The sequence below is a fragment of the Streptomyces sp. NPDC053079 genome (assembly GCF_044546695.1).
GTDB lineage: Bacteria > Actinomycetota > Actinomycetes > Streptomycetales > Streptomycetaceae > Streptomyces.
This window is the reverse complement of sequence record NZ_JBITZJ010000002.1, coordinates 650590-676986: the sequence shown is the minus strand read 5'-3', so window position 1 is coordinate 676986 and position 26397 is coordinate 650590. Positions and strand designations below refer to the sequence as shown.

Sequence of the window (26397 nt, the reverse complement as noted above, 5' to 3'; positions counted from 1 at the left end):
GCGGCGAGGTGTCTACGCTTGGTGGTGTTGTCGGGCATTTCGCCGCCGGTCCACAGCCGGCGGCCCTACGAGCCGAGGAAACCCGTGAGTGACACCCCATTCGGATTCGGTCTTCCGCCGGAGGAGCCGGAGAACGGCGACGACGGCAAGAAGAAGGGCGGCGGCCAGGGCGGCCAGGGACCCGCGAATCCGTTCGGGTTCGGCGGGCCCGCCGGCGGCGGGGACAACCCCTTCGCCGCGATGTTCGGGTCCATGAACCCGGGCGATCTTGGCGCCGCCTTCCAGCAGCTCGGGCAGATGCTCTCCTACGAGGGCGGCCCGGTGAACTGGGGCATGGCCAAGGACATCGCGCGCCAGACCGTGGCCCAGGGCACGGCGGACGGCAGCAAGGACGCCAGCGTCACGGCCGGCGAGCGGGCCGCGGTCGAGGAGGCGGTGCGCCTGGCCGACCTGTGGCTGGACGGCGTGACGTCGCTGCCGTCGGGCTCGGGCACGGCCGTCGCCTGGAGCCGCGCGGAGTGGGTCGAGGCGACCCTGCCGGTGTGGAAGGACCTGGTGGACCCGGTCGCCGAGCGCGTCGGGGCGGCCATGGGCGGTGTGCTGCCCGAGGAGATGCAGGCCATGGCGGGCCCGCTGCTGGGGATGATGCGCAGCATGGGCGGTGCCATGTTCGGCACCCAGATCGGCCAGGCCGTGGGCGTGCTGGCGGGCGAGGTGGTCGGTTCGACCGACATCGGCCTGCCGCTGGGCCCCGCGGGCAAGGCGGCGCTGCTGCCGGTGAACATCGAGGCGTTCGGCTCCGGCCTGGGCGTCCCGCAGGACGAGGTGCGGCTGTACCTGGCCCTGCGCGAGGCCGCCCACCAGCGGCTCTTCGCCCATGTGCCGTGGCTGCGCTCGCATCTGTTCGGTGCCGTCGAGGGCTACGCCCGCGGCATCAAGGTCGACACCTCCAAGCTGGAGGACGTCGTCGGCCAGCTCGACCCCTCGCACCCGGAGCAGCTGCAGGAGGCTCTCCAGCAGGGCATGTTCCAGCCGGAGGACACCCCGGAGCAGAAGGCCGCGCTGGCCCGCCTGGAGACCGCGCTCGCGCTGGTCGAGGGCTGGGTGGACGCGGTCGTGCACGCGGCGGCCGCGCCGCATCTGCCGTCCGCCGGCGCGCTGCGCGAGACGCTGCGCAGGCGCCGCGCCTCCGGCGGCCCGGCGGAGCAGACCTTCGCCACGCTGATCGGCCTGGAGCTGCGTCCCCGCCGGCTGCGGGACGCCTCCCGGCTGTGGGCCTCGCTCACGGACGCGCGCGGCCTGGAGGGCCGTGACGGGCTCTGGGAGCACCCGGACATGCTGCCGACGGCCGCGGACCTGGACGACCCGGACGGGTTCGTCCACCGTGAGCACCTGGACTTCTCCGAGATCGACAAGATGCTCGGCGAGGCCGCGAAGGGCTCCGCGGAGAAGAAGTCCGACGAGGGCGACCAGGGCGAGGGCGACGAGAAGAAGTGAGCCTTCACGAGAACGCGGTCCTCGTCCTGAAGGAGTACGGGGACCAGCAGGAGCTGCGCGGCCTGTACCTGGACCACCTCGCCGCGCACCCGGACGGGATGTGGAAGCCCTGCCAGGCGGGGCACGTCACGGCGAGCGCCCTGGTGATCGATCCGGCACAGGGCAGGGTGCTGCTCACGCTCCACCGCAAGCTGCGGATGTGGCTCCAGATGGGCGGCCACTGCGAGCCCGGTGACGCCACGCTCGAGGAGGCCGCGCTGCGCGAGGCCACCGAGGAGTCCGGTATCGCGGGCCTGACGCTGCTGCCGGGCGGCCCGGTGCGGCTGGACCGGCACCCGATTCCGGCGCCCTGCAACTGGCACCTGGACGTCCAGTACGCGGCGCTGGTGCCGGAGGGCGCGGAGGCCGCCATCAGCGACGAGTCGCTGGACCTGCGCTGGTTCCCCTATGAGGAGGTCGCCGGCGTGGCCGACGACTCCGTCGTCCAGCTGGTGCGGCGGACGCTCACGCGCCTCTAGAAGTCATGGGTAAGGGGCGCCACCCAGTGGGTGGCGCCCCTTACCCATGGGCTCAGTTGGACCAGATGTTGCCCTGGTTCTGGCCGTGCGCGCCGTTCTGGCCGAAGCCGTACTGCGCGGCGAGGCCCTGGCCGATCTGCGCGCCCTGCGGCGGCAGCAACTCGCTGGGCTGGACCAGTACGTAGCCCTGGCCCTGGAAGCTGAGCTCCCAGCCCTCGCCCGTGCTGCCGCGCCGCCGCCACACGCTCGAGGAGGACGTCTGCGCCTGCATGTTGACGCGCAGCGAGGACGACCAGGCGACGACCGCGTCGGCGTCGGCGTAGACGTAGTTGTGCCCCGTGGAGTGGAGCATCAGCGGCTGTCCCGAGGTCATCAGCGCGACCTTGCCCTGGCCGGTGATGTTGAGGTTGTACGCGCCGGTGCCGGAGATGCCCTGCTGGCTGTCCACCGCGACCGTCTCCCAGTGCAGGGTGGAGTCCAGCGCGAGGACGTACGAACCGTCCACGGTCAGCCCCTGGTGGTCCACGTCGACGACGTGGACGTGCTGGCCGAGGTTGGCGAGGAAGACCGTGCCCTGGCCGGAGCAGCGCATCAGATCCAGGCCTTCGCCGGTGTGCGCCTGCGCGTACTGCTGGGTGCGCGTGCGGTATTCGCCGTCGAACTCGATGAGGCCCTGGTAGGCGACCATCGAGCCCTTGCGGGCGAGCACGTCGTCGTGTCCGGTGAGCGCCACGCGCAGCATCTGCGGGTTCTGCAGGGCGTAGCGGTCCTGCGTCTGGGCCTCGGTGTGGCCGAAGAGCGGGCTCTGCATGTCTGTCGTCGTCCCCTCAGCCCCGGGCCCGGAGCCGGTCGGTGCTGTCCTCGCTGGGCTGTACCACCACGAATCCCTGGCCGGAGAAGCCCAGTTGGTACGCCTCGCCGCTGCCGCGGCCGATCATCGAGGAAGCCTTGAAGCTGCGCTTCCCCTTCATCCGCAGATTGCTGGACCAGGCGACGAGGGCGTCGGGGTCCACGTACGTCTCGTCCTCGCCGCTTCCGCAGTCGACGACGATGGGCGCGCCGCGCGAGGTCAGGGCGACCCAGCCGGTGCCGCTGACGGCGACGTTGAACAGGCCCTGGCCGGCGAACTTGGCCATGCCCTTGACGCGTTCGACGCCCCACTGCAGGTGTGCGTCGAAGGCGAGCAGGTTGGTGCCGTTGACGGAGACGGATTCCCCGTTGAGGTTGATGCAGACGACGTCCGCGCCGTAGTCGGCGAGGTAGAGGATGCCGTCACCGGTGCACTTCATGAGAGGCGCGCCCTCGCCGGTGAGCCACTGGGAGGCCATCTGGCGGACGGCGGGGGCGTTCGCCTCGTACTGGATGTAGCCCTCGTAGGCGACCATCGAGCCGGTGCGGGCGAACAGGTCGTGGCCGCTCTGCATGGCGACCTTGAGCATGCTGCTGCCGTGGTTCTCCATGCGGGCGGCGGGCGGGGTCGGGGCGTGGCCCGCGATCAGCGACTGGTCCATGACGGGCTCCCTCAGACCTCGTAGGGCTGGACGACGATGAAGTTTCCGGGCGCGCCGCGGAATTGGAGATTGACGGTCTCCCCGCTGTGGCCCGGGTAGGAGTTGCGGCGCAGCCGCACCTGGCTGGAGATGACGACCTGGGCGGCCGCCGACCAGGCGACGATGGCGTTGCTGTCGGCGTAGGTGGTCGGGGTTACCGGCAGCACCACCGGGGTGCCGTGCGTCTTGACGACGACGGTGCCGCTGCCCTGGAACTGCATGGTGAACAGCGCGCCGCCGGGGATGCCGTGGCCCTCGATCCGGCGGACCTCGTGGTGCAGCGACTCGTCGAAGGCGAGCACGGCGTCCGCGGAGACGCAGATCGCGTCGTTCTCCAGCTGGATGGGGTGGACGTGCGCGGAGTTCTCGGCGAGGAAGACCTGCCCGCGGCCCGTGCAGCGCATCAGCTGCATCTCCTGGCCGGTCGCGTTGCCGACGATGCGGCCCATGAAGCCGGCGCCCTTGTAGCTGAAGTCGACCTTGCCCTGGTAGAGGACCATGCTGCCCTGCCGGGCGAGCACGGGCTGCGGGTCGGCGCCCAGGTCGACGCGGATGAGGCTGTGGTTCTGCAGGGTCCAGCGCTGCCCGTTGGGCGCCTCGCGGTACTTGTCGAAGGCTCCCTGGACACCGGGGGCGACGGGGGCCGCACCGGCGCCCTGCGGCGCCGCGACGGGCGCGGGGCCTCCGTACGGGGCCGGCTGGCCCGGGTAGGGCGGGGCGGGCTGCGGGGGCGCGACCGGCTGACCGTAGGACTGCTGGGCCGGGTAGCCGTGGGCGGGCGCCGGCTGGCCGTGCGGGGCGTGCTGGCCGGGCACTCCGGGCGGGCCGGGGGGCGGCGGGACGACGCCGCCCGCCGGGGTCTGGCCGCCGGAGAAGAACCCGGGGGGCGCGAGGGGCGCGGCCATGGTCGGTGCCATGTGCGCCTGCGGGGCGGCCGCGGGCGGCGGGGTGCTGCCGGGCGGGGGTGCGAAGCCCTGCGCGGGCACGGGCGCCGGGGCCGGAGCCGGGGCGACGGGCGCCGCGGGGGCCGCCTGGGCGGCGGCGGGCGGTGCGAAGGCGGGAGGCGCACTGGCCTGCGCCGGAGGCGCGAAGGAGGGGGCGGCCGCCGCCGGGGCGGGCGCGGGCTCCTCCTCTTCCAGCACCTCGCCACCGAAGTTCCTCAGCAGCGCTTCCAGACCACCGTCGAAGCCCTGCCCGACGGCGGCGAACCGCCAGACGTCCTTCAGGTAGAAGTCGCCCAGCATCACCGCGCGCTCGGTGCTGAACTCGGCACCGGTGAAGGAGTAGCGGGCCACCTCCACGCCGCCCGCGACGACACGGAGGTAGCCGGGGCCGATCTGCGACATCTGGCCCGCGCCGTCCACCGTCGCGGTGAAGGAGAGCTTGTGGATGTGCGCGGGGATCCGGTCGAGGGTGACGCGGAAGGACTCCGTGTCCCCCGCCTGCGCCCCGAGCTGCTGGATCGCCTCCTCGGGCGACTTCGGCTGGTTGAAGAAGATGAAGTACCGGTCGTCGGAGAGCCGCTCGGCGGCGTCGAGGCCGAAGCAGCTGATGTCGAAGGACAGGCCGGGGCCGCCGATCTGCACTCCCACGTACAGATCGGTCCCCGCCGTCAGGTCAGTGATCTTGGCCTTGTGGCCGCGCTGGAATTCCCTGGACATGCGTGACGACCGTCCCCCATCCGAACCTGTGGTGAATGCGTTGCGCCAGGCTAACGGCTGATACCGACAGGACGTGATTCCGGGGCGGGCCCGTCACTCGCTGCGGGCGCCGGGAAGGTGGGGCAGCCGGTCCGCGGAGACCACGCCCTCGAGGTATCCGCGGGCGCGCTCGGTGCGCGGGTAGGACTCCAGGAGCCGCCAGAACTCGGGGCCGTGGCCCGGTACGAGCAGATGCGCCAGCTCGTGCAGGAGGACGTAGTCGACGACGTACTCGGGCATGCCCTGGAGGCGGTGCGAGAGGCGGATGCTGCCCTCGGCGGGGGTGCACGAGCCCCAGCGGGTGTTCTGGTTGGTCACCCAGCGGACCGAGTCGGGGCGGGCCCGGCCGTCCAGATACTGCTCGGAGAGGCGGCGGGCCCGCTCGGCGAGCTCGGCGTCGCCCAGCATCCGCTTGCTCTCCTGCGCCGCGAGCTTGTCGAGCATCACGGTGACCCAGCGCTGTTCCTCGGCGTCCGACATGCGGGCGGGGATGAGGACGATCGTGCGGTCGCCCTCGCGGTAGGCGGAGACCGTCCTGCGTCGGCGCGCGCTCCGTCGGACCTCGACCGCACGGGCCTCCGGGGCCGACTGGAGCGGGCTCGGAGCGCTGCGCGGTGGTCTTGCGGCGCTGTGCAGGGGGTCGACGGGCACGAGCCCGACGTTACCCGCTGGCGGTGCGGGAAGTCCCGCCCCTCCGTCGGTTGTCGGGGGAAACACCCGCAGTTCGCAGGGCTTGTACGACAATCACTCCGCGCCTGTGGATAACTTCGCACGGTGACCGGCCGGGGCGGGCAAGCTGAGGTCCGACCGAGGGGGGAACCATGCAGACGACGTCCTTGAGCTCCACGCCGACCATGCCCGCCGCGCCCGCCGCGCCCGCCGCGGGCTTCGCGGATTCCGCGGCCGCTGCCGTGCCCGTGGCCGCCGCTGGCTTCGCGCATCCGATGGTCAAGCCCGCGCTGCGGCGCTCCTGGCGGAACCGGGACATGGTGCAGTTCGGGATCGCGCCCGCGCACGCGGTGGTCGTGGGGCCGGTGGACACGGCGACCGGCGCCTTCCTCGGCCTCCTCGACGGGACGCGTGGCATGCCGCTGCTGCGTGAGGAGGCGCGCGGCATGGGGCTGCCGGAGGGCCGCGCGGACGCACTGGTGGAGCGGCTGGGCGAGGCCGGGCTGCTCGACGACGCGCGGGGCGGCGGCGAGGGGGCCGCCGCGTTGCGGAGCCGGGGCGGCGCCCTGGAGCGGCTGCGGCCGGACCTGGCGTCGCTGTCGGTGCTGCACTCCGGGCCGGGGGCGGCGATGCGGCTGATGGCGGCGCGGCAGGCAATGCGGGTGCAGGTGCGCGGTGCCGGACGGGTGGGGGCGGCCGTGGCGGCGCTGCTGTCGGCTTCGGGGGTGGGCCGGGTCGACGTGCTGGACGGCGGTCGCGTCGAGCCGTGGGACGTCTCGCCCGCGGGGGTGGGGCCCGAGCGGACCGGGGAGCGGCGGGACGCCGCCGCGCGGCAGGTGGTCCGGCAGGTCGCGCCCGTGCCCCGGCCGCGGGCCCGGGGCGGCGGGGCGGGGACGGACCGCGCGGGGGCGGAGGCCGAGCCGCCCCTGGCCCTGGTGGTCCTCGCACCCCGCGACGGCCTCGGCGCCTACGCACCGGATCCCCTGACGGCACATGAGCTGGTCTCCTCCGGTACACCTCATATGTACGCGGGGGTGCTGGAGGCCACCGGGGTGGTGGGGCCGCTGGTGCTGCCACGGGTGTCGGCGTGCGCGGGCTGCGTTGAGCTGGGGCGGGCCGACCGGGACACCGCGTGGCCCCGGATGCTCGCCCAGTGGAAGTCCGGCCGCTCCTCGGGGGTACCGTCGTGCGACATGGCACTGGCCACGGTCGTGGCGGGGCTGACCGTGGCGCGGGCGCTCGCCTTCCTCGACGGTGGCTCCTCGTCGGGAGCGGGGGTCCGGCTGGAGCTGGCACTGCCGGGTCCGGCCTGGTCTCCCCGGCCCGTCGAGCCGCATCCGCGGTGTCCGTGCGGCGCGGCGGGTTCCGGGCATCCGGATCCGCCGCGGCCACAGGGGCACCACACGGGACAATGACCCGGTAACCGCCGTCCGCGGCGTGGCTGTTCAGCTAGTTGGAGGGGCGCATGTCTGATCTACCCCGCAAGGCGGTCACCCGTACCGCCAAGTTGGCCGCGCTGCCGTTGGGGTTCGCCGGGCGAACGGCGCTCGGGCTGGGAAAACGCATCGGCGGACGGCCGGCGGAGAAGATCGCCGCGGAGCTGCAGCAGCGCACCGCGGAACAGCTCTTCACCACGCTCGGGCAGCTCAAGGGGGGTGCCATGAAGCTCGGTCAGGCGCTGTCCGTCTTCGAATCGGCGCTCCCCGAGCAGATCGCCGGCCCCTACCGGACGGCGCTGACCAAGCTCCAGGAGGCCGCGCCGCCGATGCCGACGAAGTCGGTGCACGCGGCGCTGGCGGAGCGGCTCGGGGAGGACTGGCGGGATCTGTTCCTGGAGTTCGACGACCAGCCGTCGGCGGCGGCCTCGATCGGCCAGGTGCACCGGGCGGTCTGGCACGACGGACGCGACGTCGCGGTCAAGGTGCAGTATCCGGGGGCGGGTGAGGCGCTGCTGTCCGATCTGACCCAACTGGGCCGGTTCGCCAAGCTGCTGGGGCCGCTGGTGCCCGGCATGGACATCAAGCCGCTCATCACCGAGCTGCGCGACCGGGTGTCCGAGGAGCTGGACTACAAGCTGGAGGCCCGGGCCCAGAGCGCGCACGCACGGGAGTTCGCCGGTGATGCCGATGTGACGGTGCCGGACGTGGTCCACCAAAGCGACCAGGTGCTGGTGACGGAGTGGCTGGAGGGGGTGCCGCTGTCCGAGGTGATAGCGCACGGCACCCAGGAGCAGCGGGACCGGGCCGGTCAGCTGCTGGCCCGCTTCCTCTTCTCGGGAGCGGCCCGCACGGGCCTGCTCCACGCCGACCCGCACCCGGGCAACTTCCGGCTCCTGACCGGGGACGCCCCGGACGGGCCGCCGGAGAAGTGGCGGCTGGGGGTGCTGGACTTCGGCACGGTCGACCGGCTGCCGCAGGGGCTGCCCGTCGAGATCGGGACGGCGCTGCGCATGACGCTGGACGGGCAGGCGGACGAAGTCCATGAGCTGCTGCGCGGGGAGGGCTTCGTCAAGCCGGAGATCGAGCTGGACCCGGGGGCGGTGCTCGACTATCTGCTGCCGATCATCGAGCCGGCGCAGGTGACGGAGTTCACGTTCACCCGCGACTGGTTGCGCGCCCAGGCGACGCGGATCGCCGATCCCCGCTCCCCCGCGTACCAGCTGGCCCGGCAGCTCAATCTGCCCCCGGCGTATCTGCTGATCCACCGGGTGACGATGAGCACCATAGGGGTGCTGTGCCAGCTGGGTGCCACGGTGCGGCTGCGTGAGGAGATGGAGGCATGGGTGCCCGGCTTCGCGGCGGAGCCCCGGACTCAGGACACACCCGCCTGACGGCGGGGCCCGTCCCCGCCGTCAGGTGCGGGTGGGCTCACCACCAGGACGAGTCGAGCCGGCCTTCGATCGATCTGATGTTGGCGCGGGCGCAGTCGTCGCAGAAGTAGCGACGGCTGCCGTTCTCGACGGAGCAGGTCCAGGTCGGCGGTGCGCCGTCGGGGGCTGCCTTGCCACAGCGAGCGCAGGTGATGTTCTCGGTGGCCTCAGGGTCCAACTGCACTGGTTCATGCGACTTCCGGTCCACTCCCAGACGATATCCCCGCAGGCGGGCCGGGAGCGGGTGGCGCACCCAACGCGGCGCGGGGCCGGTCCGAACGGACCGGCCCCGCGAGGACTCACTGCATGACGGCCATGGCCAGAGCGCGACGCGCGCGCAGCGAGGCGCGCTCGGCGCGGCGCTGCATGCGCCGGGCGGCGGCCAGCCGTACGGCCTTGCGTTGGGATTCCGCCTCCCGCAAGCGGTCGTGCATATGCGCACGAGCCAGGGCTTCTGGGATGAGTTGCATTTCGAGGTTCCTGTTCTGGCGCGAGGCGATCGCGCTGAAGGCATCAAGGGTGGGGGTGCTGGAGCCGAACGGCTCGGGGGACGGGCGCTGCATCGTCGGGTCCTGCTTCGTGGGGTCGTGCGTCGTGGGGCGGTCGATGGTGCCGGTGGTGATCATGCGTTGACCGGGTTCTTGCGCGGACGGCCACGGGGCCGCTTGCGGGCGACGACCACGCCCTGGACGAACAGTTCGCCGCCCCAGACGCCCCACGGCTCACGGCGGTCCTTGGCGCCGGCGAGGCAGGCCGCCACCAGCGGGCAGGTACGGCAGAGCGACTTGGCGTACTCCACGTCCGCAGGGGACTCGGCGAAGAAGACCTCCGGGTCATAGCTGCGGCAGGGGACCGGGACGCCGAGGTTCTCGATCGCGTCGTCGAGGTCGGTCAGGGCGGTGAGGGGGGTCAAGGTGTCCTCCGTGGGGACAGGCGGGGGGATCAGGTCGGTCGCTACTGACGGGGTGTGCGCCTTGAGTTGCACGGTGTGTCATTCCTCGTCTGTTGTTCCGGCTGGTGGCCGGGCTGGTTTCCCCAGGCTTGGGGGCAAACAAAAGGGCCGCGGATCCCGGTGTGGGTTCCGCGGCCCTGGAAGGTGCCGACCTGATCGCGCCGATCAGGCTGGATCTCTCCAGGGTTCGAGCCCACGGAAGGCCCACGTCTTGGGAAGGTGGTGCAGTGCGTTCGGGGATCCGGCGCCATTGGCCGTCGCTGCCGGGGCATAGGCCTGTGCCTGTGCCGCTGCTGCTGCCTTTACCTCGGACGCGTTGGCCGGTCGCTGTTCGAGACGAACCGAGGTGTCACCGGACAGACCGGTGCCCTGGAACGGGCCGAAGGTAAAGCCGAGCATGCTGGCGGAGCCGACCTGGCGATCGGTCATTTTGTTGCTGGCGATGAAGCTGATCATTGTCTCCGCCTCCCTTCGGCGTCTTCGGGGACCGGTCGAAACCGGTCCAGGTCTTCGGTTCAGTACAGCACGGATCCAACGAATCCCGGTAGTACCGCAGAGCCGTCGTTTCCCTGCTCGGAAGGCTATGGGTAGGCCGTCCGCGTGCGCAAACTATTTTTCCGGAGATTCTTCGGAGGTGTCCTGGGACACCTCTTCCGAGGCCGGCTCCTCGCCTGCGCACAGGGCCAGGACGTCGGCTCCGAACCTGCCGAGCTTCCGTGCCCCGACACCAGAGATGCCCGACAGCTCCGATTCGGTTCCCGGAACGGCCTCGGCAATCGCGAGGAGTGTCTTGTCGGTGAAGACGCAGTAGGCGGGCTGGCCCAGCTGCCGGGCCTGCTCGGCCCGCCAGTCCCGCAGCCGTTCGTACAGGGCCTCGTCGAGGTCGCTGGGGCAGTCCTCGCAGCGCATCAGTTTGATCTCGCCCGCGTCGGTCAGCGTCCGCCCGCAGACCCGGCAGCGCGCGGGCCCGCGCCGCTTGCGGGCGGCCCCCCGCTCGATGCCGCCCTGCCCGACGGCCGCGCCCGGAGAGCCGGGGCGAGGGGCCGCGGAGCCCGGTCGCAGGCCGTTCAGGAAGCGGGTGGGCCGCCGGGAGGGACGGCCGCCGGGGGTGCGGGAGAGCGCCCAGGACAGGGAGAGGTGCGAGCGGGCCCGGGTGACGCCCACATAGAGCAGCCGGCGCTCCTCCTCCACCTGCTCGTCGGTCTTGGCGTAGGTGATGGGCAGCATGCCCTCGGTGAGCCCGACGAGAAAGACGGCGTCCCACTCCAGGCCCTTGGCCGCGTGCAGTGAGGCGAGCGTCACACCCTCCACCGTCGGCGCGTGCTGGGCACTGGCCCGCTCGTCGAGTTCGGCCACGAGATCGGCGAGGGTGGCGCCCGGCCGGGCCCGCACGAAGTCCTCGGCGAGCCGCACCAGCGCCGCCAAGGACTCCCAGCGGTCGCGCACCGCGCCCGAGCCGGCGGGGGGCTCGCTCGTCCAGCCCCGGGTGCTCAGCACCGCGCGGACCTGCGAGGGCACGTCCTCGGCGGCGGCCATCTGAGGGTCGGAGTGGCCTCCGGCCCGGGCGGCGCCGCGCAGCAGCAGCCCGGCCTCGCGCACCTCGGGGCGCTCGAAGAACCGCTCGGCGCCCCGCAGCTGATAGGGCACGCCGGCGTCGGCCAGGGCCTGTTCGTAGACCTCGGACTGGGCGTTGATGCGGTAGAGGATCGCGATCTCGCTCGCGGGCACCCCGGCGTCGATGAGGTCCCGCACCCGGCGGGCCGTGCCCTCGGCCTCGGCGGGCTCGTCGGCGTACTCGCCGTAGACCGGCTCGGGGCCCGCGTCGCGCTGGGAGATCAGCTCCAGCCGGTGCTCGGCGGCGCGGCCGCGGGCCTGGGAGAGCAGGCCGTTGGCCAGGTGCACGACCTGGGGCGTGGAGCGGTAGTCGCGCACGAGCTTGACGACCGTGGCGCGCGGATGGCGGGTGCGGAAATTGAGCAGGTGGTCGGGGGTGGCGCCGGTGAAGGAGTAGATCGTCTGGCTGGCGTCGCCGACCACGCACAGATTGTCCCGGTCCCCCAGCCACAGCTCCAGCAGCCGCTGCTGCAGCGGGCTGACGTCCTGGTACTCGTCGACCACGAAGTGCTGGTACTGGCGGCGCACGGTCTCGGCGATGTCGTGCCGGTCCTGCAGCACGCCCACCGTCAGCAGCAGGACGTCCTCGAAGTCGATCACGCCGCGGTCGCGCTTGAGCTGCTCGTACATGCCGTAGATCCGGGCGATCTCGGCGGGGTCGCGGGGGACCTCGCGGCCGGACTTGGCGACGGCGGCCGGATAGTCCTCGGGCACGGTCTGGGTGACCTTCGCCCACTCGATCTCGGCGGTCACGTCGCGCAGCTCGTTGCGGTCCAGCCGCACCCCGCAACGGGCGGCCCCCTCCGCGACGATCTGCACCTTGCGCTCCACCAGCCGGGGCAGCTCCCCGCCCACGGCCTTGGGCCAGAAGTACTGGAGCTGGCGCAGCGCGGCCGAGTGGAACGTACGGGCCTGGACGCCGCCCGCGCCGAGCTGGCGCAGCCGGCCGCGCATCTCGCCGGCGGCGCGGTTGGTGAACGTGACGGCGAGCACACTCGAGGGCTGGAGCACTCCGGAGCGGACGCCGTACGCGATGCGGTGGGTGATCGCGCGCGTCTTGCCCGTACCGGCTCCGGCCAGCACGCACACCGGTCCGCTCAGGGCCGTGGCCACCTCGCGCTGCTCGGGGTCGAGCCCGTCGAGCACCGCGTCGGCGGAGGCCGGCGCCTGAGGGAAGAGAGTGGAGTGCGTTGCTGCTGTCACCCCGCCATGCTGCCAGGTCGGCGGAGGCGACCGGGAATGTTGTCCACAGGTGGGCCGGCGCGGTCGTACTAATCCGACTGGTACTACTGGAGGGAATGGCCGCGTACAGGTGCGCGTTAGACCTCCGGAAACAGCACCGACCAATTCGAGGAAAAGGAGCGCGGGTCGCATGTCGAGCAGCGTGACGATGTACAGCACCACCTGGTGCGGCTACTGCCGCCGGCTGAAGAGCCAGATGGAGCGCGAGGGCATCACGTACAACGAGATCAACATCGAGCTCGACGCCGACTCCGCGGCGTTCGTCGAGAAGGCGAACGGCGGAAACCAGACGGTTCCCACCGTTCTCTTCCCGGACGGCTCCACGCTCACCAACCCCTCGCTGGCCCAGGTGAAGGCCAAGATCGGCGTCTGAGCGGGGTCGCCGGGCCCGTTAGGGCAGCGGCTCGCCGTACCAGAGCTCGATCAGTCGGGCCGCGATCGAGATGCCGGTCGGAGGCAGGACCTCCCCGGACGCGAACGCGGCCCGCAGCTCTTCCCTGGAGAACCAGCGCGCCTCGTGGATCTCCTCGCCGTCCACCTGGATGTCGGAGGACGTGGCCCTCGCCATGAAGCCGAGCATGAGGCTGGACGGGAAGGGCCAGGGCTGGCTCGCGACGTACTCCACCTCGCCGACCGTCACGCCCGCCTCCTCGGCGACCTCCCGGCGCACCGCCTGCTCGATGGACTCGCCCGGCTCGACGAAGCCCGCGAGCGTCGAGAAGCGGCCCTCCGGCCAGTGCATCTGGCGACCCAGCAGCGCGCGGTCCTTCTCGTCCGTGACCAGCATGATCACGGCCGGGTCGGTGCGCGGGTAGTGCTCGGCGCCACAGGCCGGGCAGCGGCGGATGTGGCCGGCGGCCGCGATGACCGTGCGCTCGCCGCAGCGCGAGCAGAAGCGGTGCAGCCGCTGCCAGTTCTCCAGGGCGACCGCGTGGACGAGCAGGCCGGCGTCGCGCGGGGACAGCAGCAGGCCCGCCTCGCGCAGCCCGGCCGGGCGCGCGGACTGGTCCATGCGGCCCGGCAGCGCGTCCTTCTGCAGCGCGAAGTAGGCCACTCCGTCCTCGTCCTGGCCGAGGAAGTAGCGGTGTGTCTCGGTGACGGGCGCCTCGAAGGCCGGCGTCATCACCAGCTCCGTACGGCCGTCGGGGGTGTCGTCGATCAGCGCCTGACCGCCGGAGACCACGAAGACCCGCGTCGAGGGGTGGCTCCACGCCGCGGAGATCCACGCCTCGTCCAGGCGGTGGTGCGCGGCGCGGTCGATGCCGCTGGCACCGCTGAGCGTGATGGGCCGGGTGGCTGCGAATTCGGTCCAGGTGGTCACGGCTGCTTCCAACTCCCCCTACGGATGGTGGTGGTGCGTGTGCGTCACGGGCGCGGCCTGTGCGTTACGGGGCGGCGGCCTGTGCGGTGCGGCGCGGCCCGTGCGTCATGGGCTCGGCCGCCGGTCGGTGCGCCCGCTCGCGGCGAGGTCGCCCCACAGGTAGGCGGCGGTCTCGACGCCCTTCATGAGGAGGTCCAGCTCGACCTTCTCGTTGGGCGCGTGCCAGCCGTCCGAGGGCACCGAGATGCCCAGGAACAGCACGGGTGCGCCGAGCGCGTCCTGCAGGTCGGCCGCGGGGCCCGAGCCGCCCTCGCGCGTGAAACGGATCTTCTGCCCGAAGGCGCGGCCCATGGCCCGTACGACGGACTGCAGGGCCGGGTGGTCCAGCGGGGTCAGGCAGGGGCGGGTCGCGCCCCAGAAGGTGACCTCGTGCCGGATCCCCTCCGGCAGTGCGGCCGCCACCCACGCGCGCACGGACTGCTGGACGCGGTCCGCGTCCTGGCCCGCGACCAGTCGGAACGACAGCTTCAGCTGGGCCGTCGACGGCACGATCGTCTTGCCGCCGGGGCCCTGGTAGCCACCGCCGATGCCGTTCACCTCGGCGGTGGGGCGGGCCCAGACGCGCTCCAGCGTGCTGTAGCCGGCCTCGCCGAGGGCGCCGTGCGAATGCGCGGCGCCCAGCCACCGCTTCTCGTCGAACGGCAGCTCCGCGAACAGCTCGCGCTCGGCCTCGCTCAGCTCGACTATGCCGTCGTAGAAGCCTGGGATCGCCACCCGGCGGTCCCCGTCGTGCAGCGCGGCGGCCAGGCGGGCGGCCTCGGTGGCCGGGTTCGGCACCGCGCCGCCGAACGAACCGGAGTGGATGTCCTGGTCCGGGCCGTACAGGTCGATCTGGCAGTCGGTGAGGCCGCGCATGCCGGTGCACACGGTCGGGGTGTCCTCCGACCACATGCCCGTGTCCGAGACGATCACGGCGTCGCAGGCGAGCCGGTCGGCGCGGGCGTGGACGAGGGCCGGGAAGTTCGGCGAGCCGGACTCCTCCTCGCCCTCGATCAGCAGCTTGAGGTTGACGGCGGGCGCCGTACGGCCCGTGGCGGCCAGGTGGGCGCGGACGCCCAGGGTGTGGAAGAACACCTGGCCCTTGTCGTCGGCGGCGCCGCGCGCGTACAGCCTGCCGTCGACGGCCGTCGGCTCGAAGGGGTCCGTGTGCCAGCCGTCCTCGCGGGCCGCGGGCTGGACGTCGTGGTGGCCGTAGACCAGGACCGTGGGGGCGTCCTCCTCGCCGGAGGGCCACTCCGCGAAGACGGCGGGGGCGCCGGGGGCACCGTCGGTGCCCGTCTCCCCCGTCTCCCAGACCTCCACCGTCGGGAAGCCCGTCTCCCTGAGCTTCGCCGCCAGCCACTGCGCGCTGCGCCGTACGTCGGCCGCGCGGGCCGGGTCGGCCGACACCGACGGAATGCGCAGCCACTCGGCGAGGTCGTCGAGGAACGCGGCGCGGTGGGCGTCGATGTACGCGCGGACGGCGGTGTCCGGGGTGTTGCTCATGACATCGAGCCTATCCGCCAACGCGGTGTGACCATGACCGGGTTTCGTCATCCTTCCTCCCCCAGGAGGATCTTCTCCAGCCCCGCGCGGTCCGGCAGGGCGTCCGGGCGGACCGTCTCGCCGTCGCGTACGTACACGAAGGCGGCCCCTACGGACGACAGGGGGACGCCGCGCTGTTCCGCCCAGGCCAGGCGGTAGATCGCCAGCTGGAGGGGGTCGGCGTCCTGGGTCCTTGCCGTTTTCCAGTCGACGATCTCGTAGCGCTCGCCCTCGCCTGCGGCTTTGGCCCGGTAGACCGCGTCTATACGGCCTCGGATCAGACGGCCCGCGAGGGTGAGCTGGAACGGTGCCTCCACGCGGTACGGAGTGCGGTGGGCGTACGGGGTGCGCTCGAAGGCCTCCTTGAGCTCGGCCAGGTCGTGCTCGTCGGCGATCTCCGGGGCGTCCTCCGGGGCTCCCGCGCCCCAGAGCTCGTCGGGGCCCGGGAAGGGGAGCGGGACCTCCTCGAAGCGGGACTCGACCCAGGCGTGGAACCGGGTGCCCCTGCGGGCGGCGGGGCGGGGTCTGCGCGGCATGGGGCGGGCCAGGTCGCGGGCGAAGGCGTCCGGGTCGTCGGCCAGGGCTACGAGCTGCGTGGCCGTGAGGGATGCGGGTACGACGACGTCGCGCACCGTGGCCCGGGCGCGCTTGAGCTCGGTGGCCAGGGCGGTCAGGTCGCGGTCCCAGGAGGCCAGGGTGCGGGTCTCCTCGGGGAGCAGGTCCGTGGTGCGGGGCCGGGGCGGGACGGGCCCTTCTGGGGCTGCATGATTTACGGCCGCTTCCGTCTCCTGGGCAGCGAACCCCGACCGCGGCCGCAAATCACGCTTTACGCCCCTGCCAGGGCCCGTCCCGCCCCGGCCCCTCCCGGCCGTTCTCTGCTGCGGGACCGGTTCCTCCCCCACCTGCGCGCGGGTCGCGGGAAGCGATTCCCACTCAGGTAGGTCGTCCTCCTCCTCCGGTGGGGGCCAGTCCGGGTCGTGGGCCGTCTCGGGGGCCGGAGCCGATTCCAGGCGCTCCAAGTGGGTCAGCACCGCCTCCGCCGCCTCTCGGCGGCGGCGCAGGGACGTGGGGTCCAGCGGCAGGGGCCAGGAGTGGTCCATGGCCTCCTCCTGGAGGGCCGGGTTCCTGGCGTCCTCCTCGGGGCGGTCCGCCCAGGCCTCGATCTCGCCGTGGCCCGCCTCGCAGTGCTCGCGCAGGGCCTCCAGGAAGGCCGACGGACCGCGGGGCTTCACCTGGTTCGGGCCCCACCAGTGGGCGGAGCCCAGGAGGAGGGAGCGGGGGCGGGTGAAGGTGACGTAGCCGAGGCGGAGTTCCTCGGTGTGCTGGTGGGACTTCATCGCGGCCTTGAAGGCCGTCAGGCCCTTGCTGTCCCAGGAGCGGACGTCGGGCAGGGTGTCGGCGTCGCCCCGCAGGGCGTGCGGGAGGACCTTGGGCTGGGAGGTCCAGAAGTCGCGGGACTGCTCGCTCGGGAAGGACTTCGCCACCAGGCCCGGCACCGCCACCACGTCCCACTCCAGGCCCTTGGACTTGTGCGCGGTGAGGATCTTGACGGTGTCCTCCCCGCCGGGGAGCGAGCTGTCCAAGCCCTTCTCGTACTGGGCCGCCGTGCGCAGGAAGCCCAGGAAGGCCTGCAGCGTCGCCTCGCCGTCCACGGCCGCGAAGCCCGCGGCGATGTCGAGGAACTGGGTGAGGGTCTCCCGGCGGCGGGCCGCCAGGGCGTGGGGGGAGGCGGAGAGCTCCACCTCCAGGCCCGTGGTGGCCAGCACGCGGTGGAGGACGTCCATCAGCGGGTCGCCCAGGCTGCGGCGCAGGTCGCGCAGTTCGGCCGCCAGGCGGGCGAAGCGGATGCGGGCCTCCGGGGAGAACGGCAGGCCGTCGTCGGAGGCGTCCGGAGTGAGGAAGGTGTCGAGGGCGTCCGCGAGGGAGATCACCTCGGCCGGGTCGACGCCCTCGACCGCTTCGGCCAGGCGTCGTTCGGGGTCCGAGCCCGTGCTGCCGTGGGGCACGAGGGTGCGGGCGCGGCGGCCCAGCAGGGCCAGGTCGCGGTGGCCGATGCGCCAGCGCGGGCCGATCAGGAGGCGGACCAGGGCGGCGTTGGCCGTGGGGTCCTGGAGCACCTCGCAGACGGCGGTGAGGTCGGCGATCTCGGGCAGGTGGAGGAGGCCCGAAAGGCCCACTACTTCCACGGGGATGTCCCGCTCGACGAGGGCGCCTTGGATCTGGGCGAAGTCGGTGGCGGTGCGGCACAGGACCGCGATGTCGCCGGGGCGGGTGCCGGTGCGGACGAGGTGGGCCAGGGAGCCGGCGAGCCAGTCGAGCTCTTCGGCGTGGGTGGGCAGCAGGGCGCAGCGCACCACGCCGTCGCGCTCGGCACCGGGGGCGGGGCGCAGTGCCTCGACGCCTTCGTGGCGCTCGCGGAGGTCGGTGGCGAGCTCGTTGGCCAGGTGGAGGAGGCGGCCGCCGCTGCGGCGGTTCTCGCTGAGGGAGTAGCGGTCGGCGGGACGGCCGTCGGTGTGGGGGAAGTGGTCCGGGAAGTCGTCCAGGTTGGCCACCGAGGCGCCGCGCCAGCCGTAGATGGCCTGGCAGGGGTCGCCGACGGCGGTCACCGCGTGGCCCGTGCCGCCGCCGAACAGGCCGGCCAGCAGGAGGCGCTGGGCGACCGAGGTGTCCTGGTACTCGTCGAGGAGGACGACCGCGAACTGCTCGCGGAGGATGCGGCCCACCTCGGGCCGGCTGCCGGCGAGTTCGGCGGAGAGGGCGATCTGGTCGCCGAAGTCGAGGAGGTCGCGGGAGCGCTTCTCGCGGCGGTAGGACTCGACCAGATCCAGCAGCTCCAGGCGGGCGCGGGCGGTGTCGGGCAGCTTGCGCAGGTCCGCGTTGGTGAGCCGGGCGCCGTCCAGGGTGGCCAGCAGCTCCTGGTCGTACGCGCGCAGGCGGGCGGGGGGTACGAGGTGCTCGGCGAGCTCGCCGTCCAGGGCGAGCAGGTCGGGGACGAGGTCGGCGAAGGAGCGGGTGAGCGCGGGGTGCGGGCCCGGGGAGGAGCGCAGGACGCGGGCGGCGAGCTGGAAGCGGGTGGCGTCGGCGAGGAGCCTGGTGGTGGGTTCCAGGCCGATGCGCAGGCCGTGCTCCTTCAGGAGGCGGCCGGCGAAGGCGTGGTAGGTGGAGATCTGCGGGTCGCCGCCCGTGCTGTTCTCGTTGGGGGTCTCGTCGTACGACTCCTGGGGGCCGATGCCGGCTTCGGTGAGGGCCTTGCGCACACGCTCGGACAGCTCGCCGGCCGCCTTGTTGGTGAAGGTGAGGCCGAGCACCTGCTCGGGGGCGACCTGGCCGGTGCCCACGAGCCAGACGACCCTGGCGGCCATGACGGTCGTCTTGCCCGAGCCGGCTCCGGCCACGATGACCTGCGGGGCGAGCGGCGCGGTGATGCAGGCCAGCTGCTCCGGGGTGAACGGGATGCCGAGGAGCTCCTTGAGCTGCTCGGGGTCGGTCAGGCGCGGGGTCACGCCAAAAACGCTAACGGGGGTCACTGACACTCACTCCACGATCTGCCGGCCCTCGGGCCGGGCGGTGCAGGAGGCCCGGAACGAGCAGTGCGTGCAGTGCTGGCCGGGGCGGGGGGCGAAGCGCTCGTCGAGCACCCGGCCGGCGGCCTCGGCGAGGAGGTCGCCGATCCACTCGCCCTCCCCCAGCGGTCCCTGGGCCTGGACCTTGGGGAGGGTGTCGCCGCCGTCCTTCTTCGCGGCGCCCTGGCGCAGCTGGACGAGTTCGGCGCCGCCGGCGGCGGGGCGGCCGTCGGGGAAGAGGTCGTCGACGGCGCCCTCCTCGACGGCGAGCTGGTAGACGGCGAGCTGGGGGTGGTGTTCGACGTCGTTCGCGGAGACCGTGCCCTTGCCGGTCTTGAAGTCGACGACATAGGCGCGGCCCTCGGCGTCGCGCTCCACGCGGTCCATGGAGCCGCGGATGCGCACGAGGTGGTCGGCCGCCTTCAGGGTGAGGTCGAAGCCGTGCTCGGTCGCCACGGGGGTGCGGCCGCCGCGTTCCATGACGTGCCAGCGCAGGAAGCGTTCGAGGGCGGCGCGGGCGTTCTCCTTCTCCTGCTGCGACTTCCAGGGGGCGTCGAAGGCGAGGGAGTCCCAGACCGATTCCAGGCGCTCCATCAGGACGGCGAGGTCGGCCGGGGTGCGGCCGGAGGCGACCTCGTCGGCGAGGACGTGCACGACGTTGCCGAAGCCCTGGGCGGCGGTGGAGGGCGCGTCGGCCTTCACCTCTCGGCCCAGGAACCACTGCAGCGAGCAGGTGCCGGACGTACCGGCCAGCTGGCCGACGGCCGATCCGGACAGCGCGAGGGGACGGTCGGGGTCGCGCAGCGGCACGGTGCTGCGCGTCGGCTCGTCCAGGCCCCACCAGCGGTAGGGGTGCGCGGAGGGTACGAGCGGCTGGCCCTCGTCGTCGCGCAGGGCGGCGAGGGTGGCGAGGCGCTCGGCCGCGGCGGCGCGCAGGGCGTCGGAGGCGGCGGGGTCGACGGTGGTGGCGCGCAGTTCGGCGACGAGCGCGGAGACGGCCAGGGGGCGGCGGGGGCGCTGGGTTATGTCGACGGGCTCGGTGCCGAGTTCGGTCAGGAAGCGGGAGGGCTGGTCGCCGTCCTCTGCCGCCGCCTTGACGGCGGTGACGATCAGGCGCTCGCGGGCGCGCGTGGCGGCCACGTAGAACAGGCGGCGCTCCTCGGCGAGGAGCGCGCCGGGGCTCAGGGGCTCGGCGAGGCCGTCGCGCCCGATGCGGTCGGCCTCCAGGAGCGAGCCGCGGCGGCGCAGGTCGGGCCAGAGGCCCTCCTGGACGCCGGCGACGACGACGAGCCGCCACTCCAGGCCCTTGGAGCGGTGGGCGGTCATCAGCCGGACGGCGTCGGGGCGCACCGCCCGGTGGGTGAGGGTGTCGGCGGCGATGTCCTGGGCGTCGAGCTCGTCCAGGAAGTTCAGGGCGCCGCGGCCGCCGGTGCGCTCCTCGGCGCGGGCGGCGGTCTCGAAGAGGGCGCACACGGCGTCGAGGTCGCGGTCGGCGTTGCGGCCGGCGGCGCCGCCGCGGTGTGCCGCCCGCTGGAGGCGGGAGGGCCAGGGCGTGCCGTCCCACAGGGCCCACAGGGCCTCTTCGGCGGTGCCGCCGTTCGCGAGGAGCTCGCGGGCGGTGCGCAGGAGTGCGCCCAGGCGCTGGGCGCCGCGTGCGTACGCCGGGTCGTGCGCGACGAGGCGCTCGGGCTCGGCGAGGGCTTCGGCGACGAGGATGTCCGAGGAGCGCGGCACGGCCTGGCCGGCGGCGCGTTCCTCGTCGCGCAGGGCGCGGCCCAGCCTGCGCAGGTCGGCCGCGTCCATGCCGCCCAGGGGGGAGGTCAGGAGGGTGAGCGCGGTCTCGGGCGCGAGCCACTGGTCTCCGGGCGGGGCGGAGGCCACCGCCCGCAGGGCGGTCAGCAGGGGGGCCACCGCCGGTTCGTGGCGCAGCGGGAGGTCGTCGCCGTCGACCTCGACCGGGACGCCCGCCGAGGTCAGGGCGCGGCGCAGGCCCGGTATCGAGCGGGAGCCGGCCCGGACCAGGACGGACATCTCGTGCCAGGGGACGCCGTCCTCGAGGTGGGCGCGGCGCAGGATGTCGGCGATGTTGTCGACCTCGCCGCCGGCGGTCGGGTAGGTGTACGCCTCCACGCGGCCGCCGTCCCGTACGGCGCCGAGCTCGCGGTGGGCGCGTACGGCCGCGGCCGGCAGGCGGGTGAGCGGCATCCGCCGGGTGAGCAGCCGGGTCGCGGCCAGCAGGCCGGCGCCCGAGCGGCGCGAGACGGTCAGGACCTCGACCGGCGCGGCGGAGCCGTCCGTGCGGGGGAATGCGTGGGGAAAGTCCAGAATGCCGTTGATGTCGGCACCGCGGAAGGCATAGATGGACTGGTCAGGATCACCGAAGGCGACGAGCGTCCTGCCGCCCCCCGCCAGCGCCCGCAGCAGCCGCACCTGGGCGGCGTCGGTGTCCTGGTACTCGTCGACGAAGACGGCGTCGTACCGCCGCGCGAGCCGCTCCGCGACCTCCGCGCGCTCCGCGAGCAGGACGGCCCGGTGCACGAGCTCGGCGTAGTCGAGGACGCCGCGCATGTCGAGCACGTCCAGGTACTGGGCCAGGAAGGACGAGGCGGCGAGCCAGTCCGGACGGCCGCCGCGCCGGGCGAAGTCGCCCAGGTCGCGCGCGCCCAGCCCCAGCTCGCGGCTGCGCGCGAGCACGGCCCGCACCTCGTCGGCGAAGCCGCGCGTGGTCAGGCAGGCGCGCAGCTCGTCGGGCCAGCGCACGCTGCTGCGGCCCTCGCGCTCCAGATCGACCTCGCCCGCGAGAAGCTCGCGGACCATGACGTCCTGCTCCGGCCCGGACAGCAGGCGCATCGGGTCGGTGAACAGGTCGACGTCCTGATGGGCCCGCACCAGCGCGTAGCAGTAGGAGTGGAAGGTGGTCGCCTGCGGCCCGTGCGCACCGCCGAGCCGGGCCGCCATCCGGTCGCGCAGTTCCACGGCCGCCTTGCGGCTGAAGGTCAGCACGAGGATGCGCTCCGGGTCGGTGCCCCGCCGCACCCGCTCGGCGACCGCTTCCACGAGCGTCGTCGTCTTGCCCGTTCCGGGCCCGGCGAGCACCAGCAGCGGCCCCTGCGCGTGGTCAACCACGGCACGCTGGCGGGCGTCCAGCTCAGGAGGGGCCACGGGCCCCGGCCGGGTGCGCACCAGGCGGTAGGTACCCGGGGCGGGCCGGTGCGCCGGGCGGGAAGCGGGGGAGGAACTCACGTGGGTTGCCGGTCCTGGTGGGAGTGCGGGGTGTCGTGCGGCCGTCCGTGATGGGGCAGGGCCCCGTGCGAAGGGGAACCCCCGACGCTACGCCAGAAGACGGGTGGGGCGCAGGGCGTCACGGCGGTCGCCGACGGTCTTCGGCGACCTCATCCGTTCGGGTAATGCCTTGGGGCCACGGGCCGGGGTGCGGCTCGCCGGCCGGTGGGCGGCGGAGGCTGTCAGGTGTGCGGAGTCACATCCGGATCGTCCGCTTCCGTGCCGTCCCAGCGCGCCCGGGCCATCGCGAGCCGGGGCACGTGCCCTTCGGCCGCGGGGCCGGCCTGGCGCAGCGGGGTGCCCTCCCGGCGGTAGTGGTCCAGCGCCCGCAGCTCGTGCCCGGCCAGCAGCACGCCGTCGGCACGGACCACGCGCCACCACGGGACCGCGCCGCCGTAGAGCGCCATGACCCGGCCGACCTGCCGGGGTCCGCCCTCGCCGAGCCACTCGGCGACGTCCCCGTAGGTCATCACCCGTCCCGGGGGGATCCGCTCGGCGACGGCCAGCACCCGCTCTGCGTACTCGGGAAGCTCGTTCACCGGTCCATACTGCCGCATCCCCCGTCGCACCCCACGGGAGCGGAAGCCACCGCTCCTTGCCACCCTCCGGAGCCGCGCATTCCACAAGATCACTCAGAGTGCGTCATCGCACTACAGGGCGTACGATCCGGAGTCCGCGCCCCCGAAATGCACCCTGATACCCCCTTGCCCGGCCGGGCCATGCCACCATCTTCCGGGCGGTGACCGGTGATACGAGACAAAGAAGAGACCGACAAGCAGCAGGGCGCGCAGCCTCCTGAAGAGGCGCGCGCCCCCGAAGTGCTGCCCTGCCACGGCGACCCCGAGGGCCGCGGCACGCCCGGTGACCCCGAAGAGTCCGGCGCGTACAAGTGCGAAGGCGGCGAGGATCACATCGACAAGGTCTCCGGCGACGAGCCCCTGCTCCCCGCCCGCGTCCACCGCCCGGCCGACCTCGTGCGGCTGTTCCTCGGCATCGTCGGCATCGCCCTCGTGCTCGCCCTCGCGGCGTTCGCCCACGGCACCACCACGGGCCTGGCACAGGACGTCAGCGAGAGCACCGGCAAGGCGCCCCAGCTGCTGGCCAGCTTCGCCGGGCTCACGGCCAACATCGCCGTCTTCATCGTCCCGGTGGCCTTCGCCATCGAACGACTGATCAAACGCGACGGCCTGCGCATCGCCGACGGCGTCCTGGCCGCCGTCCTCGCCCACGGCGTCTCCCTGGCCACCGCCCTGTGGGTGGCCGAGGCCGCGCCCGAGTCCATCCGCGCCGCGCTCACCCAGCGCGCGCCCACCGGCGGCCTCACCGACCCGGTGCACGGCTATCTGGCCCCCGTCATCGCCTACATGACGGCCGTCGGCATGTCCCGCCGCCCCCGCTGGCGGGTGGCCATGTGGGGCGTCCTCCTCCTGGACGCCTTCGCCGTGCTGGTCAACGGCTACACCACGCCGTTCTCGATCGTCACCACCGTCCTGATCGGCTGGACCGTCGCCTACGGCACGCTCTACGCCGTCGGCTCCCCCAACGTGCGCCCCACCGGCCAGCACCTCCTGGCGGGCCTGCGGCACGTGGGCTTCAAGCCCGTCAGCGCGCTGCGCACCGAGGAGGACACCCCGGAGGCCGAGCCGTCCGCGCACCCCGACCGGGGCCGCCGCTACCTCGTCACCCTCGAGGACGGCCCGCCCCTCGACGTCACCGTCGTCGACCGCGAACAGCAGGCCCAGGGCTTCTTCTACCGCGTCTGGCAGCGGCTGGCCCTGCGCGGCATCATCCAGCGCCGCAGCCTGGTGTCCCTGCGCCAGGCCCTCGAGCAGGAGGCGCTGCTCGCCTACGCGGCCATCGCCGCCGGCGCCAACGCGCCCAAGCTCATCGCCACCTCCGAGCTCGGCCCGGACGCCGTCATGCTCGTCTACGAGCACATCGGCGGCCGCACCCTCGACGCCCTCCCCGACGAGGAGATCACCGACGAGCTGATGGCCGGCGCCTGGCGCCAGGTCCAGGCCCTGCAGTCGCGCCGCATCGCCCACCGCAGGCTCGACGGCGACGCCCTCCTGGTGGATCGTTCCGGCAATGTCGTCCTGACCGACCTGCGCGGCGGCGAGATCGCCGCCGGCGACCTGGTGCTGCGCATGGACGTCGCCCAGCTCCTCACCACGCTCGGCCTGCGCGTCGGCGCCGAGCGCGCGGTGGCCGCGGCCGTCGCCGTCATCGGCCCCGAGGCCGTGGCCGACAGCCTCCCCCTCCTGCAGCCCATCGCCCTCACCCGCTCCAGCCGCGCGACCCTGCGCCAGATCGCCCGCGAACGCGCGCACCGCGAGCGCGAGGCCGCCCTGGAGGCCTCCCGCATCGCCCGGGAGGAGAAGGCCCGCGAGCGCGCCGAAGCGGGCGCCGAGGAGGACAGGGGCGACCTCAAGAAGACCCTCAAGGCCGAGCGGAAGGCCGAGAAGCAGGCCCTCGACGAGGCCGCCGAGGAGGCCCGCGAAGAGGACCTCCTCGCGCAGATCCGCCGCCAGGTCCTCCTCATCCGCCCCCAGGCCCCCATAGAGCCCGTACGCCTGGAGCGCATCAAGCCCCGCACGCTGATCAGCTCCATCGCCGGCGCCATCGCCGCCTACGTCCTGCTCTCCCAGCTCGCCCACGTCAAGCTCGGCGAGCTCGTCGACCAGGCCAACTGGTACTGGGTCGCGGCCGCCGCCGGCTTCTCCGCGCTGAGCTACCTCGCCGCGGCGATGAGCCTGCTGGGCTTCGTCCCCGAGAAGGTCCCCTTCGGCCGCACCGTGCTCGCCCAGGTCGCGGGCTCCTTCGTGAAGCTGGTCGCCCCGGCGGCGGTCGGCGGCGTGGCCCTGAACACCCGCTTCCTGCAGCGCGCGGGCCTGCGCCCCGGGCTCGCGGTGGCCAGCGTCGGAGCCTCCCAGCTCTTCGGCCTTGCCTGCCACATCGTCCTGCTGCTGACCTTCGGCTACATCACCGGCACCGAGCGCACGTCCTCGGCGCTCCCGCCGTCCCGCACGGTCATCGGCGGCCTGCTGACGGCGGCCGTCCTGGTGCTCGTCGTCACGGCGGTGCCCTTCCTGCGCAAGTTCGTCTCCACCCGGGTGCGGTCGCTGTTCGCGGGCGTCGTGCCGCGCATGCTGGACCTCCTGCAGCGCCCCCGCAAGGTCGTCAACGGCATCGGCGGCTGGCTGCTGCTGTCGGCCGCCTTCGTGATGTGCCTCGACACCTCCATCCGCGCCTTCGGCGGCGAGCTGAGCTACGCGAGCGTGGCCGTCGTCTTCCTCGCCGGCAACGCCCTGGGCTCGGCGGCGCCGACGCCGGGCGGCGTGGGCGCGGTGGAGGGCGTCCTGATCGGCGCCCTCACCCTGGCCGGCCTGCCGGCGGAGACGGCGGCGCCGGCGGTACTGCTGTATCGGCTGATGACGTTCTGGTTGCCGGTGTTGCCGGGGTGGCTGTGCTTCAACCAGTTGACGCGTAAGGGTGCGATCTAGGGGGCGGCGGGGCGGATGCCGGGCCGCCGGCGGCGGGTCCTCAAGCGCCGGACGGGCTGGATTTGCCAGCCGGAATGCATGTTCCGCCTTGCATCTGCGAGGTGCATGGCCATACCGTGCCGCGTATGCGGTCGTACACCATCGGGCAGGCTGCCCGTCTGCTGGGCGTCAGTCCCGATACGGTCCGGCGTTGGGCCGACGCGGGGCGGATGCCCACTGAGCGGGACGACGCCGGGAAGCGGCTGATCAAGGGGGCCGACCTCGCGGCGTTCTCCGTGGCGCTCGCCGCCGAGGCGCACAGTGCCGAGGGCGAGGACACCGCGTACACCACCGCCCGGAACGCCTTCGCCGGGATCATCACCGCCGTCAAGCTCGGCGACGTTGCCGCCCAGGTCGAGATCCAGGCCGGCCCGCACCGGCTCGTCTCCCTCCTCACCCGCGAGGCCGTCGAGGAGCTGGGCCTCGCGGTCGGGATGGAAGCCGTGGCCCGGGTGAAGGCCACCAACGTCCACATCGACCGCGCCTGACGCCAG

The 26397-nt window shown here is 73.3% G+C and carries 21 protein-coding genes; 7 read left to right on the top strand and 14 right to left on the bottom strand.

The window, feature by feature from the left end; genetic code table 11:
• Nucleotides 1-84: 84 nt before the first annotated feature.
• Together ACIGXW_RS10360 and ACIGXW_RS10355 are read left to right on the top strand one after the other, a co-directional pair.
• Nucleotides 85-1497 carry a zinc-dependent metalloprotease gene (locus tag ACIGXW_RS10360; RefSeq protein WP_399571882.1) on the top strand — a complete coding sequence of 471 codons (1413 nt, stop codon included), beginning with the start codon at nucleotides 85-87 and terminating at the stop codon, nucleotides 1495-1497.
• The gene (locus tag ACIGXW_RS10355) at nucleotides 1494-2015 is read left to right on the top strand and encodes an NUDIX hydrolase (RefSeq protein ID WP_071963297.1); all 522 of its coding nucleotides are present in this window, start codon (nucleotides 1494-1496) and stop codon (nucleotides 2013-2015) included. The genes ACIGXW_RS10360 and ACIGXW_RS10355 overlap by 4 nt, the downstream gene beginning before the upstream one ends.
• 52 nt (nucleotides 2016-2067) lie before the next feature.
• Here the strand turns inward: ACIGXW_RS10355 and ACIGXW_RS10350 are convergent, their stop codons facing one another.
• The 4 genes from ACIGXW_RS10350 to ACIGXW_RS10335 all read right to left on the bottom strand — a co-directional run bounded on the left by ACIGXW_RS10350 (nucleotide 2068) and on the right by ACIGXW_RS10335 (nucleotide 5916).
• Nucleotides 2068-2826, bottom strand: a complete 759-nt coding sequence (locus ACIGXW_RS10350; protein WP_399571880.1) for an AIM24 family protein — start codon at nucleotides 2824-2826, stop codon at nucleotides 2068-2070.
• Nucleotides 2827-2842: 16 nt separating this feature from the next.
• The gene (locus ACIGXW_RS10345) at nucleotides 2843-3526 is read right to left on the bottom strand and encodes an AIM24 family protein (RefSeq protein ID WP_071963295.1); all 684 of its coding nucleotides are present in this window, start codon (nucleotides 3524-3526) and stop codon (nucleotides 2843-2845) included.
• Between the two features lie 11 nt (nucleotides 3527-3537).
• Nucleotides 3538-5226: a TerD family protein gene (locus ACIGXW_RS10340; protein ID WP_071963294.1), complete on the bottom strand. Its 1689-nt coding sequence runs from the start codon at nucleotides 5224-5226 to the stop codon at nucleotides 3538-3540.
• A gap of 93 nt (nucleotides 5227-5319) precedes the next feature.
• A complete protein-coding gene (locus ACIGXW_RS10335; protein ID WP_071963293.1) occupies nucleotides 5320-5916 on the bottom strand; it encodes a M48 family metallopeptidase in 597 nt (198 codons plus the stop codon).
• A gap of 293 nt (nucleotides 5917-6209) precedes the next feature.
• Here ACIGXW_RS10335 and ACIGXW_RS10330 point away from each other — a divergent pair, with 293 nt between their 5' ends.
• The gene (locus ACIGXW_RS10330; RefSeq protein ID WP_399572507.1) at nucleotides 6210-7349 is read left to right on the top strand and encodes a ThiF family adenylyltransferase; all 1140 of its coding nucleotides are present in this window, start codon (nucleotides 6210-6212) and stop codon (nucleotides 7347-7349) included.
• Nucleotides 7350-7399: 50 nt separating this feature from the next.
• Nucleotides 7400-8764, top strand: coding sequence for an ABC1 kinase family protein (locus ACIGXW_RS10325; RefSeq protein ID WP_399571875.1), 1365 nt, complete (start codon nucleotides 7400-7402; stop codon nucleotides 8762-8764).
• Between the two features lie 37 nt (nucleotides 8765-8801).
• Here the strand turns inward: ACIGXW_RS10325 and ACIGXW_RS10320 are convergent, their stop codons facing one another.
• The 5 genes from ACIGXW_RS10320 to ACIGXW_RS10300 form a co-directional block, all read right to left on the bottom strand.
• A complete protein-coding gene (locus ACIGXW_RS10320) occupies nucleotides 8802-8981 on the bottom strand; it encodes a hypothetical protein (protein ID WP_399572505.1) in 180 nt (59 codons plus the stop codon).
• 121 nt (nucleotides 8982-9102) lie between these two features.
• The gene (locus ACIGXW_RS10315) at nucleotides 9103-9429 is read right to left on the bottom strand and encodes a hypothetical protein (protein ID WP_071963290.1); all 327 of its coding nucleotides are present in this window, start codon (nucleotides 9427-9429) and stop codon (nucleotides 9103-9105) included.
• Nucleotides 9426-9788, bottom strand: coding sequence for a WhiB family transcriptional regulator (locus tag ACIGXW_RS10310; RefSeq protein WP_071963289.1), 363 nt, complete (start codon nucleotides 9786-9788; stop codon nucleotides 9426-9428). Before ACIGXW_RS10310 ends, ACIGXW_RS10315 begins: the two co-directional genes overlap by 4 nt.
• A 132-nt stretch (nucleotides 9789-9920) precedes the next feature.
• Nucleotides 9921-10211, bottom strand: coding sequence for a hypothetical protein (locus tag ACIGXW_RS10305; RefSeq protein WP_399571873.1), 291 nt, complete (start codon nucleotides 10209-10211; stop codon nucleotides 9921-9923).
• Nucleotides 10212-10364: 153 nt separating this feature from the next.
• Nucleotides 10365-12572 carry an ATP-dependent DNA helicase UvrD2 gene (locus tag ACIGXW_RS10300; protein WP_399571870.1) on the bottom strand — a complete coding sequence of 736 codons (2208 nt, stop codon included), beginning with the start codon at nucleotides 12570-12572 and terminating at the stop codon, nucleotides 10365-10367.
• A gap of 169 nt (nucleotides 12573-12741) precedes the next feature.
• Between ACIGXW_RS10300 and ACIGXW_RS10295 the strand changes: the two genes are divergently transcribed.
• Nucleotides 12742-12984, top strand: a complete 243-nt coding sequence (locus ACIGXW_RS10295) for a mycoredoxin (protein ID WP_071963288.1) — start codon at nucleotides 12742-12744, stop codon at nucleotides 12982-12984.
• A gap of 18 nt (nucleotides 12985-13002) precedes the next feature.
• Here the strand turns inward: ACIGXW_RS10295 and nudC are convergent, their stop codons facing one another.
• The 5 genes from nudC to ACIGXW_RS10270 form a co-directional block, all read right to left on the bottom strand.
• Nucleotides 13003-13932 carry an NAD(+) diphosphatase gene (nudC, locus tag ACIGXW_RS10290; protein WP_399571868.1) on the bottom strand — a complete coding sequence of 310 codons (930 nt, stop codon included), beginning with the start codon at nucleotides 13930-13932 and terminating at the stop codon, nucleotides 13003-13005.
• Nucleotides 13933-14037: 105 nt separating this feature from the next.
• Nucleotides 14038-15477, bottom strand: a complete 1440-nt coding sequence (locus ACIGXW_RS10285) for a dipeptidase (RefSeq protein WP_399571865.1) — start codon at nucleotides 15475-15477, stop codon at nucleotides 14038-14040.
• A 47-nt stretch (nucleotides 15478-15524) separates the two neighbouring features.
• Nucleotides 15525-19019, bottom strand: coding sequence for an ATP-dependent DNA helicase (locus ACIGXW_RS10280; RefSeq protein ID WP_399571863.1), 3495 nt, complete (start codon nucleotides 19017-19019; stop codon nucleotides 15525-15527).
• Between the two features lie 30 nt (nucleotides 19020-19049).
• Nucleotides 19050-22322 carry an ATP-dependent helicase gene (locus tag ACIGXW_RS10275; protein ID WP_399571860.1) on the bottom strand — a complete coding sequence of 1091 codons (3273 nt, stop codon included), beginning with the start codon at nucleotides 22320-22322 and terminating at the stop codon, nucleotides 19050-19052.
• A 221-nt stretch (nucleotides 22323-22543) separates the two neighbouring features.
• Nucleotides 22544-22918, bottom strand: coding sequence for an MGMT family protein (locus tag ACIGXW_RS10270; protein ID WP_071963283.1), 375 nt, complete (start codon nucleotides 22916-22918; stop codon nucleotides 22544-22546).
• A 189-nt stretch (nucleotides 22919-23107) separates the two neighbouring features.
• Here ACIGXW_RS10270 and ACIGXW_RS10265 point away from each other — a divergent pair, with 189 nt between their 5' ends.
• A complete protein-coding gene (locus ACIGXW_RS10265; RefSeq protein WP_079273879.1) occupies nucleotides 23108-25864 on the top strand; it encodes a flippase-like domain-containing protein in 2757 nt (918 codons plus the stop codon).
• Nucleotides 25865-25989: 125 nt separating this feature from the next.
• On the top strand, nucleotides 25990-26391 hold the full coding sequence (locus ACIGXW_RS10260; RefSeq protein WP_360906738.1) for a helix-turn-helix transcriptional regulator: 402 nt from the start codon (nucleotides 25990-25992) through the stop codon (nucleotides 26389-26391).
• The last annotated feature ends 6 nt before the right edge of the window (nucleotides 26392-26397 follow it).